The 14,588-nt window shown below is 57.4% G+C and carries 12 protein-coding genes; 7 read left to right on the top strand and 5 right to left on the bottom strand.

Annotation, left to right across the window (positions count from 1 at the left end; translation table 11 throughout):
- Nucleotides 1-90: 90 nt before the first annotated feature.
- Nucleotides 91-1,119: a DNA-binding transcriptional regulator CytR gene (cytR, locus tag OHJ17_RS24880; protein ID WP_002882921.1), complete on the bottom strand. Its 1,029-nt coding sequence runs from the start codon at nt 1,117-1,119 to the stop codon at nt 91-93.
- Between the two features lie 150 nt (nt 1,120-1,269).
- Nucleotides 1,270-3,465, bottom strand: a complete 2,196-nt coding sequence (gene priA, locus OHJ17_RS24875; protein ID WP_016947362.1) for a primosomal protein N' — start codon at nt 3,463-3,465, stop codon at nt 1,270-1,272.
- A gap of 252 nt (nt 3,466-3,717) precedes the next feature.
- Here priA and rpmE point away from each other — a divergent pair, with 252 nt between their 5' ends.
- The gene (gene rpmE, locus OHJ17_RS24870) at nt 3,718-3,930 is read left to right on the top strand and encodes a 50S ribosomal protein L31 (protein WP_002882922.1); all 213 of its coding nucleotides are present in this window, start codon (nt 3,718-3,720) and stop codon (nt 3,928-3,930) included.
- Between the two features lie 101 nt (nt 3,931-4,031).
- On the opposite strand, the gene metJ is transcribed toward rpmE, so the two are convergent.
- Nucleotides 4,032-4,349 carry a met regulon transcriptional regulator MetJ gene (gene metJ, locus OHJ17_RS24865; protein ID WP_002882924.1) on the bottom strand — a complete coding sequence of 106 codons (318 nt, stop codon included), beginning with the start codon at nt 4,347-4,349 and terminating at the stop codon, nt 4,032-4,034.
- Nucleotides 4,350-4,616: 267 nt separating this feature from the next.
- Here metJ and metB point away from each other — a divergent pair, with 267 nt between their 5' ends.
- Both metB and OHJ17_RS24855 read left to right on the top strand, forming a co-directional pair.
- Complete coding sequence (gene metB, locus OHJ17_RS24860) at nt 4,617-5,777, top strand: cystathionine gamma-synthase (protein ID WP_004150388.1); 1,161 nt, start codon at nt 4,617-4,619, stop codon at nt 5,775-5,777.
- Between the two features lie 2 nt (nt 5,778-5,779).
- Entirely contained in the window at nt 5,780-8,212 is a 2,433-nt protein-coding gene (locus OHJ17_RS24855) for a bifunctional aspartate kinase/homoserine dehydrogenase II (protein WP_002882944.1), read from the top strand.
- On the opposite strand, the gene OHJ17_RS24850 is transcribed toward OHJ17_RS24855, so the two are convergent.
- Nucleotides 8,187-9,323, bottom strand: coding sequence for an IS1/IS1595 family N-terminal zinc-binding domain-containing protein (locus OHJ17_RS24850; RefSeq protein WP_004895143.1), 1,137 nt, complete (start codon nt 9,321-9,323; stop codon nt 8,187-8,189). The genes OHJ17_RS24855 and OHJ17_RS24850 overlap by 26 nt on opposite strands.
- Nucleotides 9,324-9,461: 138 nt before the next feature.
- On the opposite strand from OHJ17_RS24850, the gene OHJ17_RS24845 reads away from it, so the two are divergent.
- A complete protein-coding gene (locus OHJ17_RS24845; RefSeq protein ID WP_032433729.1) occupies nt 9,462-11,021 on the top strand; it encodes a bifunctional metallophosphatase/5'-nucleotidase in 1,560 nt (519 codons plus the stop codon).
- Nucleotides 11,022-11,058: 37 nt separating this feature from the next.
- On the opposite strand, the gene OHJ17_RS24840 is transcribed toward OHJ17_RS24845, so the two are convergent.
- The gene (locus tag OHJ17_RS24840) at nt 11,059-11,430 is read right to left on the bottom strand and encodes a carboxymuconolactone decarboxylase family protein (protein WP_032433730.1); all 372 of its coding nucleotides are present in this window, start codon (nt 11,428-11,430) and stop codon (nt 11,059-11,061) included.
- 91 nt (nt 11,431-11,521) lie between these two features.
- On the opposite strand from OHJ17_RS24840, the gene OHJ17_RS24835 reads away from it, so the two are divergent.
- The 3 genes from OHJ17_RS24835 (at nt 11,522) to OHJ17_RS24825 (ending at nt 14,571) form a co-directional block, all read left to right on the top strand.
- Complete coding sequence (locus tag OHJ17_RS24835) at nt 11,522-12,430, top strand: LysR family transcriptional regulator (protein WP_032433732.1); 909 nt, start codon at nt 11,522-11,524, stop codon at nt 12,428-12,430.
- Nucleotides 12,431-12,658: 228 nt separating this feature from the next.
- Nucleotides 12,659-13,546: a methylenetetrahydrofolate reductase gene (metF, locus tag OHJ17_RS24830; protein ID WP_002882952.1), complete on the top strand. Its 888-nt coding sequence runs from the start codon at nt 12,659-12,661 to the stop codon at nt 13,544-13,546.
- Nucleotides 13,547-13,689: 143 nt separating this feature from the next.
- Nucleotides 13,690-14,571, top strand: coding sequence for a DMT family transporter (locus OHJ17_RS24825; protein ID WP_032433733.1), 882 nt, complete (start codon nt 13,690-13,692; stop codon nt 14,569-14,571).
- The last annotated feature ends 17 nt before the right edge of the window (nt 14,572-14,588 follow it).

Raw genomic sequence — 14,588 nt, 5'->3', positions numbered from 1 at the left:
CGTTTCGCTGTCTTATATTCGTTCGTCAGCCCGCCATGTTACTTAAGCGGCGGGCCTTTGACCAGAAGAGCAGGCCCGAAAGCCTGATGGTTATCGTCTGATTTTTTGCGTACTGCCGCGAACAATCAGTTCGCAATCGAGCAGACGCGAGCCGCTGTTCACGTTATGCCCCTGCATTTGCTCCAGTAATAGCAGCATTCCTTCACGGCCAATATCAAACCGTGGCTGTGAAACCGTGGTCAACGGCGGGTCGCAAAATTCAGACAACGCGATGTTATCGAAGCCGACAATTGACAGGTCGTCCGGCACTTTCAGACCGCGACGTTTTGCCAGCGATAAGGCGCCCAGCGCCATCACATCGCTATGGCAAAAGACCGCCGTGGGCGGCACCGGCTGCGCCAGGAGCTGCTCCAGCGCATTGGCGCCGGCTTCGAAGGTAAAGTTGCCGCGAGCAATATAGTGCGGATCGACGGTGATACCGCTGCGGCGCAGCGCCTGCACATAACCCTGCAGGCGATAATGGCACAACGGCATATCTTCCGGGCCGGCGATACAGCCGATACGCTGATGTCCCAGCTCGTGGAGATAATTTACCGCGTTAAAGGCCGCCGTCAGGTTATCGATATGGACGGTGGGCAGCTCCAGCTCCGGCGCAAACTCATTCGACATGACCATTGGCGGCAAATTGCGCTGCTCTTCCACGCTGGCGTCAAACGGCAGGCGCGAGCTGAGCAGCACCATGCCGTCGATCTGCTTGGTGATGATAAGGTCGATAAAGGTTTTTTCTTTCTGATTCTGGTGGGCGCAATCGCCGATTAACACCAGATAGCCGTGCTCGGCGGCAGTGACTTCAATACCGCGGATCACTTCACTAAAGAAGGGATCGCAGATATCCGGGACGATCACGAGGATCGTCCGCGATTCGTTGCGCTTCATATTGCGTCCGAGCGACTGCGGTAAATAGCCGACTTCCAGCGCCGCCTGCTCGACCCGGTTACGGGTGGCTTGCGACACCTTATCAGGGTTCATCAACGCTCGGGACACGGTTGCCGTGGAAACGTTTGCCTTGAGGGCGACGTCTTTCATGGTGGCGGCAACCACTTGTTTTTTGGGCTTCACCTGGTTTCTCCTCGCTGAATGGCGCTGGCATTTCCCTTGGGCGCTAACTGCTGCATCATTTTTATCAGATAGTCGCGGCAGTGAGTTACAGAATTTTCATGAAAAACGTGATGCTTGTTAAATTTTTCGATCCGGCTCGCAAGAGAAGGCTTATCCTTCAATCGGATCGACATCCAGCACCCACTTCACTTTTCTCGCCTCCGGAAGCGTATTGATCAGCGCCAGCGTACCGCTAACGATATGTTGCAGACGCACCCGCGAAGGATGCTGCAGCAATATTTGCCAGCGCCAGCGGCCGCCGCGCTTTGGCGCCAGCGCCGGAACCGGACCGAGCACCCATAGCTTTTCGTCGGCCAGCGGGCTGGCCTGCAGCAGATTGCGCAGCTGTTGTAAAAACAGCGGCGCCTGCTGGTTGTTATGGTCTTCCGCACGAATCAGCACATGGCTGGTCCACGGCGGCAGCTGCATCGTCTGCCGCTCTGCCAGCGCCTGTTCGGCAAAGGCGTCGTAGCCTTTATACAGCAGGGTCTGCAAAAGAGGGTGTTCCGGATGGTGGGTTTGAAGAATGACCTCGCCCTGTTTTCCTGCCCGGCCCGCTCGTCCGGAAACCTGGGTATAAAGCTGAGCGAAACGCTCTGCGGAGCGGAAATCAGCGGAAAACAGCGCCCCGTCGACATCCAGCAGGGAGACGAGGGTGACGTCCGGGAAGTGGTGCCCTTTGGCCAGCATTTGGGTGCCAATCAGAATACGCGCCCCGCCGCGATGGACGGCGGCGAGATGCTCCTCCAGCGCTCCTTTGCGGCTGGTGGTATCGCGGTCGATACGCGAGATAGGCACCTCAGGGAACAGCGGCGCCAGGGCCTGCTCCAGCTGCTCGGTGCCGATCCCTACCGGCACCAGATGCGTGGAGCCGCAGGAAGGACACTGGCGCGGGATCGGGCGCTGGCTGTCGCAATGGTGGCAGCGCAGATGGTGCTGCGCCTGGTGCAACGTATAGTAACTGTCGCAGCGCGGGCATTCCGCTATCCAGCCGCAATCGTGGCACAGCAGCGCTGGCGCAAAGCCGCGGCGGTTAAGAAACAGGATCACCTGGTTATCCGCTTGCAGGTGCTGGCGCATACGGCTAATCAGCGCGGGAGACAGGCCCGCCTGCAGCGGTTGCCCTTTGAGATCGAGCACGTGCTGCTGGGCCGGGCGCGCATTGCCCGCGCGTTTGCTTAAGGTTAACTGGCGGTATTTACCCTGGCGGACGTTATGCAGAGTCTCCAGCGCCGGCGTCGCCGAGCCGAGAATTATCGGGATCTGCTCGCTGTGGGCGCGCCATACCGCCAGGTCGCGGGCATGGTAGCGCCAGCCTTCCTGCTGCTTGTAGGAGCTGTCATGCTCTTCGTCGATGACGATGACGCCGAGATCTTTAAATGGGGTAAACAGCGAGGAGCGGGTGCCGATCACAATGGCCGCTTCGCCATTTTTCGCCTTCAGCCAGGCCGAGAGACGTTCGCTGTCATTGAGCCCGGAGTGCAGCACTTCCACCGGCGCGTTAAAGCGCTGGCGAAATCGGGCGATGGTTTGCGGCGTCAGGCCGATCTCCGGCACCATCACCAGCGCCTGGCGCCCCTGCGCCAGCACATTCTCCAGCACGCTCAAATAGACTTCCGTTTTCCCGGAGCCGGTAATACCCGCCAGCAGCCAGGCGGAGAAACGATCGGCGGCGCTGTGGATCGCCCCGACGGCGGTGGCCTGCTCGGTATTCAGGCGCAGGCGTTCGCCGGCAACCGAATACGCGCTGCGCCAGTCGGTGAGGGCGGGCGCTTCGCAGGCCAGCTCCGCCAGCCCTTTGCCGCGCAGCGCCTGCAGCGCCGCTTCATTGAATTCCAGTTCGCCAACCTGATGACGCCAGATTTTGCCCTGGCGCAGCGCCGCCAGCGCCTGCTGCTGCTTCCGGGAGCGTTTCAGGCTGTTAAGGTCGACAACCTGCCCCTGCTCGGTGGCGAACCAGTACCACAGCGGCGTGGCGCTGGCGGGTTTGCCCTGGCGCAGCATAACGGGTAATGCATGGAACAGCACATCGCCGATCGGGTGATGGTAATACTCAGCCGCCCACATCAGCAGTCGCCAGACAGTCGTGGAGAAGACCGGCTCGTCGTCCAGCGCTTCGGCGACCGGTTTTAGCTCATCCAGCGGCAGTTCGCTGCGCTCGCTCACCGCCGCGACAATGCCGATCCGCTCCTGTTTGCCGAACGGCACCCGCACCCGACAGCCCGCTTTGACCGCCATGCCTTCAGGCAGCAGGTAGTCAAAAGTGCGCGGTAGCGGAACGGGTAGGGCAACGTGGGCGACGGACATGTCATCTTCCTGACTTGAAATCTGGCGGGATAGTATACACATTACGATAAGGCGGCGCGGATCAGTTTGCATATGCTGGTCAAATTCTGTATGATTCGCCGCCTTTGATGCGCTTTATATCGCATTGAAGATTGACCATTACCGCGTGCTTCATGCTGTCAGCAGCGTAGAAGGCGACGGGAAATTACTAATATCGCGTGGTGTCTGGCGTTAGGGCTGGAAGAGCGACGCGGCCTTAACTGAGGTTCTCCCATGAAAAAAGGTATTCACCCAAATTACGACGAAATTACTGCTACCTGTTCTTGCGGTAATGTCATGAAAATCCGCTCCACCGTTGGTCACGACCTGAACCTCGACGTGTGCGGCAAATGCCACCCGTTCTTCACCGGCAAACAGCGTGATGTTGCTACCGGTGGCCGTGTTGACCGCTTCAACAAGCGCTTCAGCATCCCGGGCAGCAAGTAAGTTGCCAGAAGAAGCCGCCTCAGGGCGGCTTTTTTGTCTCTCCCGCCTGCCTGGGCGGGAAAGAAAAAAGGGCGGAAGATTATTCCGCCCTTTTTATCGTCTCAGTATTCCCACGTATCCGGGTCGATTCCCAGTTCACGCATAATCGCTTTCGCCGCTTCCGGGATCTCATCGCTGCGCTCTTTACGCAGGTCTTCATCGTTAGGCAACGGTTGTCCGGTAAAGGCATGCAGAAACGCTTCGCACAGCAGCTCGCTGTTGGTCGCGTGACGCAGGTTATTCACCTGACGACGCGTGCGTTCATCGGTGAGGATTTTTAACACCTTCAGAGGAATGGAAACCGTAATTTTCTTTACTTGTTCACTCTTCTTACCGTGCTCAGCGTATGGGCTGATATATTCGCCGCTCCATTCAGCCATGAGATACCTTAATCCTCTGTTTATTAGTGAAGGGCCAGAATATTCCGCCCGGGCTATAATTGCGCGTAGTTTACCGTATGCGCGGGCTTTCTGACATGAGATAAGCCGCCGACGACGTGCGCTAATGCATATAATTTTAACGGCTATTTGCACTTTGCTCAATCTATACGCAAAGAAGTTTAGATGTCCAGATGTATTGACGTCTATTGTGACAATGATTACTCTGGAGCCTGACTTTTCACCGATTCAGCCCAGGAACTTCCCAACATGACGCGTAAACAGGCCACCATCGCAGTGCGTAGCGGTTTAAATGACGACGAGCAGTACGGTTGCGTTGTCCCGCCGATTCACCTCTCCAGTACCTATAACTTCACCGGCTTTAATGAACCGCGCGCCCACGACTACTCCCGTCGTGGCAATCCGACGCGCGATGTGGTGCAGCGCGCCTTAGCGGAGCTGGAGGGCGGCGCCGGCGCGGTGCTGACCAATACCGGAATGTCGGCGATCCTGCTGGTGACGACGGTGTTCCTTAAACCGGGCGATCTGCTGGTGGCGCCGCACGACTGCTACGGCGGCAGCTACCGTCTGTTCGACAGCCTGGCGAAGCGCGGCTGCTATCGCGTCCAGTTTGTCGATCAAAGCGATGAGCAGGCGCTGCGGGCGGCGCTGGCGGAAAAACCGAAGCTGGTGTTGGTGGAAAGCCCAAGTAATCCATTGCTGCGGGTGGTGGATATTGCGAAAATCTGTGGTCTGGCGCGTGAGGCCGGGGCAATTAGCGTGGTGGACAACACCTTCCTGAGCCCGGCGTTGCAAAACCCGCTGGCGCTGGGCGCCGATCTGGTGCTGCATTCCTGTACCAAATACCTCAATGGTCACTCCGATGTGGTGGCCGGGGTGGTGATTGCCAAAGATCCGGCAACTGTCACCGAACTGGCATGGTGGGCGAATAATATTGGCGTCACCGGCAGCGCCTTCGACAGCTATCTGCTGTTGCGCGGGCTGCGGACGCTGTCTCCACGGATGGAAGTGGCGCAGCGAAATGCCCTGGCGATCGTTGAGTATCTGAAAACCCAGCCGCTGGTGAAAAAGCTGTATCATCCATCGCTGCCGGAAAACCAGGGGCATGAAATTGCGGCGCGTCAGCAAAAAGGTTTTGGCGCAATGTTAAGCTTCGAGCTTGACGGTGACGAGCAGACGCTGCGCCGTTTTCTGAGCGGGCTGTCGCTGTTTACACTGGCGGAATCGCTGGGGGGCGTTGAAAGCCTGATTTCCCATGCGGCAACGATGACGCATGCCGGCATGGCGCCTGAAGCGCGTGCCGCCGCCGGAATTTCAGAAACGCTCCTGCGTATATCGACCGGTATTGAAGATGGTGAAGATTTAATTGCCGACCTGGAAAATGGCTTCCGGGCAGCAAACGAGGAATAAAGATGAGTGTGATTGCGCAGGCAGGGGCGAAGGGTCGTCAGCTGCACAAATTTGGTGGGAGTAGTTTAGCGGATGCGAAATGTTACCTGCGCGTCGCGGGGATCATGAAGGAGTATTCGCAGGCGGGGGATATGATGGTCGTCTCCGCCGCTGGCAGCACCACCAACCAGCTGATCAGCTGGCTTAAGCTTAGCCAGAGCGATCGCCTTGCTGCGCATCAGGTTCAGCAGTCGCTTCGCCGCTATCACACCGAGCTGATTGGCGGTCTGCTGGAGCCTGCGGCGGCGGATACGTTGATAGCCGCCTTTATCCACGACCTTGAGCGTCTGGCTGGTCTGCTGGACGGCGGGGTTTCCGAAGCGGTCTATGCGGAAGTGGTCGGCCATGGGGAAGTGTGGTCCGCGCGCCTGATGGCGGCGGTTCTCAACCAGCTGGGTATGGAAGCCGCCTGGCTGGACGCGCGCGCGTTCCTGCGCGCGGAACGCGCCGCGCAGCCGCAGGTGGATGAGGGATTATCTTACCCACTGCTGCAGCAGCTGATGGCGCAGCATCCTAACAAACGTCTGGTGGTGACCGGCTTTATCTCCCGTAACCAGGCCGGCGAAACCGTCCTGCTGGGCCGTAACGGGTCTGACTACTCTGCCACCCAGATCGGCGCGCTGGCGGGTGCCTCCCGGGTCACTATCTGGAGCGACGTTGCCGGGGTGTACAGCGCGGATCCGCGCAAGGTGAAAGACGCCTGCCTGCTGCCGCTGCTGCGTCTGGACGAAGCCAGCGAGCTGGCGCGCCTGGCCGCGCCGGTGCTCCATGCCCGCACGCTACAGCCGGTTTCCGCCAGTGATATCGATCTGCAGTTACGCTGCAGCTACACGCCGGAACAGGGTTCCACGCGCATTGAGCGCGTGCTGGCCTCCGGTACCGGCGCACGGATTGTCACCAGCCATGACGACGTCTGCCTGGTGGAGTTCCAGGTGCCGGCCGGTCACGATTTCAAACTGGCGCATAAAGAGCTGGACGCTCTGCTCAAACGCGCCCAGCTGCGCCCGTTAGCCGTTGGCGTCCATGCCGACCGTAAGCTGCTGCAGTTCTGCTATACCTCCGAGGTGGCCGACAGCGCGCTGAAATTGCTCGATGAAGCCGGTCTGCCGGGCGAGCTGCGTCTGCGTCAGAAGCTGGCGCTGGTGGCGATGGTGGGCGCGGGAGTCACCCGTAACCCGCTGCACTGCCACCGTTTCTGGCAGCAGCTCAAAGGGCAGCCGGTGGAGTTCACCTGGCAGTCTGAAGAGGGGATCAGCCTGGTGGCGGTGCTACGCGCCGGGCCGACGGAAAGCCTGATCCAGGGGCTGCATCAGTCCTTGTTTCGCGCCGAAAAGCGTATTGGCCTGATGCTGTTCGGCAAAGGGAACATTGGTTCCCGCTGGCTGGAGCTTTTCGCCCGTGAACAAACTACGCTCTCGGCGCGTACCGGTTTCGAGTTTATTCTCGCCGGCGTAGTCGACAGTAAACGCAGCCTGCTGAATTACGACGGGCTGGATGCCAGCCGGGCGCTGGCTTTCTTCAACGATGAAGCGGTGGAGCAGGATGAAGAGTCGCTGTTCCTGTGGATGCGCGCGCACCCGTATGATGATTTAGTGGTGCTGGACGTCACCGCCAGCGAACAGCTGGCCGACCAGTATCTTGATTTCGCCAGCCATGGCTTCCACGTCATTAGCGCCAACAAGCTGGCGGGCGCCAGCAGCAGTGATAAATATCGTCAGATCCACGACGCGTTTGAGAAGACGGGACGCCACTGGCTATATAACGCCACCGTGGGCGCCGGCTTGCCGGTGAACCATACGGTGCGCGACCTGATCGACAGCGGCGATACTATTCTCGGCCTGAGCGGTATCTTCTCGGGAACGCTATCCTGGCTGTTCCTGCAGTTCGATGGCACCGTGCCGTTCACCGACCTGGTGGATCAGGCGTGGCAGCAGGGGCTGACCGAGCCGGATCCGCGCGTCGATCTGTCCGGTAAGGATGTGATGCGTAAGCTGGTGATCCTCGCGCGGGAAGCGGGCTATGACATCGAACCGGATCAGGTGCGTGTGGAATCACTGGTGCCGGCGCACTGTGAAGAGGGGTCGGTCGATCACTTCTTTGAGAATGGCGAAGAGCTGAACGAGCAGATGCTGCAGCGTCTGGAAGCGGCCCGCGAGATGGGGCTGGTGCTCCGCTACGTGGCGCGCTTTGATGCCAACGGCAAAGCACGCGTCGGTGTGGAAGCGGTACGCGAAGAGCACCCGCTGGCGGCGCTGCTGCCGTGCGATAACGTGTTTGCCATCGAAAGCCGCTGGTATCGCGATAACCCGCTGGTGATCCGCGGGCCCGGCGCCGGGCGCGATGTGACCGCCGGGGCGATCCAGTCGGATATTAACCGCCTGGCGCAGCTGCTGTAAGCGTCGCGTTATACTCTTGAACCAGTGAGGCCACTATTTGCGTTACGCGCCCTGCGGAATACAGGGCGCTCTGCGCAAACGCGGGTCTGTTTTTCAGCCATATTGTAAACCGTCGGCTGGCCGCAAGGTCTGGTAGAAAGGCGTTCTCTTCTGCAGTGCCGGCAAGCCGGCAGACCATTTTCTGATTCTCTTCCTGCGTCCAACGCTGCCATGAGTTTTGCCACCAGCCATGATGGGTTTTCCCCTGTAGCTGCCACGGAGCCGGGCTGGCTGGGTTCCTTATCTCTTCTTCCACATACCATAGATCGCCTTGCCGCTGACGAAAAAGCGGCGCCCAGGCAACGATCGCCGCGCCGCGTAAAAAGCATTCATGCGCAATAACGTGCGTTTTCACCTCTGGAAACCGCTGGCTGAGCAGTTTGAAATGACCGTGCGCGGCGATAACCGGGCGCAATATATTGCCGCGGGCATGGCGCTTTTGCATTGCGCTGCCGTACTGGATTTCATCGAACTGACTGCGTTGTAAAAAGCGCATTTCAGTGAGAGAAATACGTTGAATAATATCGTCAGTCTCCTCCCTGTCGGCTTGTCCGCCGCGCCAGTGATAGCGTAATGATTCGCCTACCGCGAAAGGAGTGAAATTAGAGGTAAGATGAATAACATTACCGCGCACGGCATCAAAGCTTAATAAAAAATAGAGCTTTTGCCCGGCGGCATTACCCTGGAATGGCGCTATCAACGGTACGCTGCAAATCCGTCGTGGGGCTTCAATTGGGGCGATGTGTGGGAATTTTGGCGTCCAGACCTTTTTACAGTGGCGGCACTGAAGGCGTTGCGTACCCTGCGGATTGCGGCCGTAGCGAATAATATCCCGCTGATAGCATACCGGGCAAAAATAGCCGTAGCGGCGGGCATGATCCGTCAGATAAGCCGCCAGCCAGGGGCGGAATTCCCGTTCGTTAAACAGGGGGGGATAGCTGCCGCAGGCTGCGCAGTAGAGCGCCGGGTAGCCCAGCCGAAAATTCGGGAAATGATACTCAGCCGCAGACGGTAAACCTAAATTGCGGCAGCCAAAAGTTTTACAGGCATTAATGGTAAAGAGAGTATCCACTGGCAGGTCAATACCAACGATTTTTACAGGTCGTTAATTTTGTCCTGCTCAGGTTGCATACAACTGCGAATGCTCTCACATAAAAAAGTCTTTCAGAACGTAACTTAGCGGTTCTTTATCACTCTGAAAGGAACTCCGATGAAACTAAAAACAATGAGCGCAGCACTTATGTTAACTTTGCCTTTCTGGGCCTGCGCCAAAGATGTCACCATCATTTATACCAACGATCTTCATGCCCATGTCGAACCTTATAAAGTGCCATGGATAGCGGATGGTAAACGAGATATTGGCGGTTGGGCGAATATCACGACGATGGTGAAACAGGAAAAAGCGAAAAATAACGCGACCTGGTTTTTTGATGCCGGGGATTATTTTACCGGGCCTTACATCAGTAGCCTGACGAAGGGCAAAGCGATAATCGATATTATGAATACGATGTCCTACGATGCGGTGACTATCGGTAATCATGAGTTCGATCACGGCTGGGATAATACGCTGCTTCAGCTTAGCCAGGCGACATTCCCGATTGTTCAGGGCAATATTTTTTATCAGAACAGCGATAAATCGTTCTGGGATAAGCCCTATACCATTATCGAAAAAGATGGCGTGAAAATTGGCGTGATTGGCCTGCACGGCGTGTTTGCTTTTAATGACACCGTTTCTGCCGCGACGCGAGTGGGTATCGAAGCGCGTGATGAGGTGAAATGGCTACAGCATTATATCGATGAACTTAACGGTAAAGTGGATCTGACCGTGGCCCTGATCCATGAAGGCGTCCCGGCGCGTCAGTCGAGCCAGGGGGGAACCGATGTGCGTCGTGCGCTGGATAAAGATATTCAGACTGCGGGTCAGGTGAAAGGTCTGGACGTTTTAATTACCGGCCATGCTCACGTTGGCACACCGGAGCCCATTAAAGTGGGTAATACGTTGATTCTTTCTACCGATAGCGGCGGCATCGATGTGGGTAAACTGGTGCTGGATTATCAGGAGAAACCGCACCAATTCACGGTGAAGCACTTTGAGCTGAAGACGCTTTATGCCGATGAATGGAAGCCTGATCCGCAGACAAAACAGGTCATCGACGGCTGGAATAAGCAACTTGATCAACTGGTGCAGCAGGTCATTACACAATCGCCCGTTGAACTGACCCGTGCGTATGGTATCTCTTCGCCGTTGGGCAATCTTGCCGCTGACGCCTTGCTGTTGGCAGCAGGTAGGAGTACGCAGATGGCGTTAACCAACTCGGGCGGGATCCGTAATGAAATCCCCGCCGGAGCGGTAAGCATGGGGGCCGTTATCAGCACCTTCCCGTTTCCCAACGAGCTGGTCACCATGGATCTAACCGGGAAGCAGTTGCGTAGCCTGATGGAGCATGGCGCCGGGTTGAGCAACGGCGTGCTGCAGGTCTCCCGGGGACTGGAAATGAAGTATGACAGCAGCAAACCTGTGGGCCAGCGCGTTGTGTTATTCAGGCTAAACGGTAAACCGATTGACGATACGACGGTTTACCATATTGCCACCAACAGCTTCCTTGCAGATGGCGGCGATGGTTTTGTCGCGTTTACCGAGGGGCAGGCGCGTAATACCTCCGGCGGCTATTACGTTTCAAATGCGGTCGTAGACTATTTCAAAGCCGGGCAAAAGAAGATAACGGATGAGCAGCTTAACGGGCAGCGCGTTGTCGATGTGAAGAAATAAGTTTTTAAGGCCGGGCAGTCAGCCCGGCCTTAAGCGATCAGTGGGCCGCAAATACCGCCCTGGCGGCAAACAGGCCGTTGAGGGCCGCCGGGAATCCGGCATAGACTGCCATCTGCATGATCGCTTCCGTAATCTCCTCTTGCGTCAGGCCGACGTTTAATCCCGCGGCAATGTGTACTTTCAGCTGTGGCTCGGCGTTACCCAACGCCGTGAGCGCGGCGATGGTGGCGATTTCCCGGCTGCGTAAATCGAGCCCTGGCCTGGCGTAAATATCGCCGAAGGGGAACTCAATCAGATAGCGGGCGAAATCGGGGGCGATATCCCGCAGGCTGCCGACGACGGCTTCCCCGCCCTTACCATCCACCCGCTGAAGCATTTCCTGACCGATGATATAACGTTCGCTGGACATCGTTTTTTCCTCTCTGTGATGGTGCGTTAAGAGGAAGGGTAGGGAAGTGTGCCGGACTTGAGTAATACCCTTTTCGTGATACCTTTTCAGTATGACAACTTCGCGATTACATTCCCTGGATATTCGCCTGCTGCGCGCCTTTGCCGTGGTAGCGGAGGAAAATAACATCAGCCGGGCGGCGCAGCGGTTATTTATCTCGCAGCCGCCGCTGACCCGCCATATCCGCCATCTGGAAGCGCAGCTGGGGGTGACGCTGTTTCAGCGCCATAGCAAAGGCCTGATCCTGACCGACGCGGGTAGAGAGGTGCTGGAGATGATTCAACCTCTGCTGGCGCTCCAGGAACGCACGCTGGCGGCATTGAGTGAGCTCGCCGCCCACTCGCCGCAGGCTCTACGTCTGGGCGTGACGACGGCCTTCGAACAGGGCATTTTCGCCGCCGTTGAGGCTGCGCTGAGCGAACATACCCGCGCGTTGCATATCACCCGCCACGCCTCACCGGCGCTGGCTCAGCAGGTACGCAAAGGCAAACTCGATGCGGCGCTGGTCGCGTTGCCGCTCAATACTGAAGGGCTGCACCTGTACCCATTGCCGTATCATGAGCCGCTCATTGCGGCATTACCGGCCTCCTGGCCGGAAGCCGCCAGGCCAGGGCTGACGTTAAGCGCGCTCAATCATCGGCCGCTGTTCTGGTTTAAACGCGAGCGTAATCCTGGTTTCTTTGACTACACGCGCCGCATTTTCGACCGGGCTGGCTATGCCCCGACGTATGTGGAAGAGCCGGCCGAGCATGATGTGCTGCTGGCGCGTATTGCGCGCGGGGAAGGCATGATCCTGCTGCCGGCGTCCTTTTCCGCGATTCAGCGTCAGGGGGTGGCGTTCTGCCCGGTGGCTGAGGGCGACGCGATGCCGTTAAGCCTTGGGGTGATTTATCCGCCTCACCAGGCAGAGTCCGTGCAGCAATGGCTTTCTCTGCTGGATGGCATTCTGGCGACTGGCTAGTCTCAGGCTGACTCGCGAGCCACCTTATATTGCCCACCGAGCCGCTTCCTGAGCGTGGCCAGGTGATCGGAAGATGAACTTTTTTCAAGTAGGTGACCTATTCCTCACTCTTTACGCAGATTTTTCTATTGACGCCCGCGCGCTTTTCCGTCATTTTTACATCTGGACGTCTAAACGTATAGAAGTTCGCAATATAACAGCCATTACATGCGATTGATGAGGTAAGGTATGAGCTTTTTTCACGCCAATCAGCGGGAAGCCCTGAATCAGAGCCTGGCGGAAGTCCAGGGCCAGATTAATGTGTCTTTTGAATTCTTTCCGCCGCGCACCAGTGAAATGGAGCAAACCCTGTGGAAATCCATCGATCGCCTGAGCAGTCTGAAACCGAAGTTTGTTTCGGTAACCTATGGCGCGAACTCTGGCGAGCGCGATCGCACCCACAGCATCATCAAAGGCATTAAAGAGCGAACCGGTCTGGAAGCAGCGCCGCACCTGACCTGTATCGATGCCAGCCGCGATGAGTTGCGCACTATCGCTCAGGATTACTGGAACAACGGTATCCGCCATATCGTCGCCCTGCGCGGCGACCTGCCGCCGGGCAGCGGTAAACCGGATATGTACGCCGCCGATCTGGTGACGTTGCTGAAAGAGGTAGGCGATTTTGATATCTCTGTCGCCGCGTATCCGGAAGTGCATCCGGAGGCGAAAAGCGCGCAGGCGGATTTACTGAACCTGAAGCGCAAAGTAGAAGCAGGGGCCAACCGCGCGATCACCCAGTTCTTCTTCGATGTGGAAAGCTACCTGCGTTTTCGCGATCGCTGCGTCTCGGCAGGCATCGACGTGGAAATCATTCCCGGTATCCTGCCGGTCTCCAACTTTAAACAGGCGAAAAAGTTTGCGGATATGACCAACGTCCGTATCCCGGTGTGGATGTCAAAAATGTTCGAAGGGCTGGATAACGACGCCGAAACCCGTCAACTGGTGGGGGCGAATATCGCCATGGACATGGTGAAGATCTTAAGCCGGGAAGGGGTCAAGGATTTCCACTTCTACACCCTGAACCGCGCCGAGATGAGCTACGCCATCTGCCATACGCTGGGCGTACGCCCGGCCTGAGTTTTCATTAACGTTTAGTGCGATGGCGAAGCCGGTATTCGCCATCGCTTTTTTTTGCCCAAAACGCTGATACAGGTCAGGGGAGAGCAGAAGATAAAGCGCGTATAGTGCCAGCCTGATAATTGACAGGGATGGGTTATGCAATGGCAAGGAAGAGCGATCCACTGGCGTTTGGCGGGTTGGCGTTATTAACGCTGATCTGGAGCTTTAGCTGGATCGCGATGAAGCAAGTGACGAGCTATATCGGCGCTTTTGACTTCACGGCGCTGCGCTGTATTTTTGGCGCCGTGGTGCTATGGATAGTGATGTTGATCCGCGGTAAAGCGCTCAAGCCGACGCCTTTCGGCTACACCCTGGCGATCGCGTTATTGCAAACCTGCGGCATGGTCGGTCTGGCACAGTGGGCGCTAATGAGCGGTGGCGCCGGTAAAGTGGCGATCCTGAGTTATACCATGCCATTCTGGGTAGTGGTGATGGCCGCGTTATTCTTAGGTGAGCGCATGCGGCGATGGCAGTATATCGCCATCGGGGTGGCATGCGTGGGCCTGATACTCGTACTTCAGCCTTGGCAACTCGACTTTACTTCCCTGAAAAGCGCCTTGCTGGCGATCCTCTCTGGCGTGAGCTGGGGGGCAGGTGCGATCGTCGCGAAGCGTATGTATACCCGGTATCCGCAGGTTGATTTGCTGGCGCTAACGACATGGCAGATGCTATATGCCGCCGTAGTAATGAGCGTAGTGGCCTGGCTCGTCCCGCAACGGGCGGTAGACTGGCAGCCCGACGTTTTCTGGGCCCTGGCTTACAGCGCAATCCTTGCAACGGCGCTGGCCTGGAGTCTGTGGCTTTTTGTACTGCGTAATTTACCGGCAAGTATAGCCGGTCTGAGTACGCTGGCCGTACCGGTCTGTGGCGTGCTATTTTCCTGGTGGCTACTACATGAAAATCCAGGAAAGGTGGAAGGTTGTGGCATTGCGTTGATAGTACTGGCGTTGGCGATGATCAGTATCAAGAGACGAAGGGCATAGCCTGCTCCGGCCTGCAG

It is taken from the genome of Klebsiella sp. KP20-425-1 (assembly GCF_025813515.1).
Classification (GTDB): domain Bacteria; phylum Pseudomonadota; class Gammaproteobacteria; order Enterobacterales; family Enterobacteriaceae; genus Klebsiella; species Klebsiella pneumoniae.
Note: the sequence above shows the minus strand (reverse complement) of the source record. Positions and strands in the feature narration are given on the sequence as shown.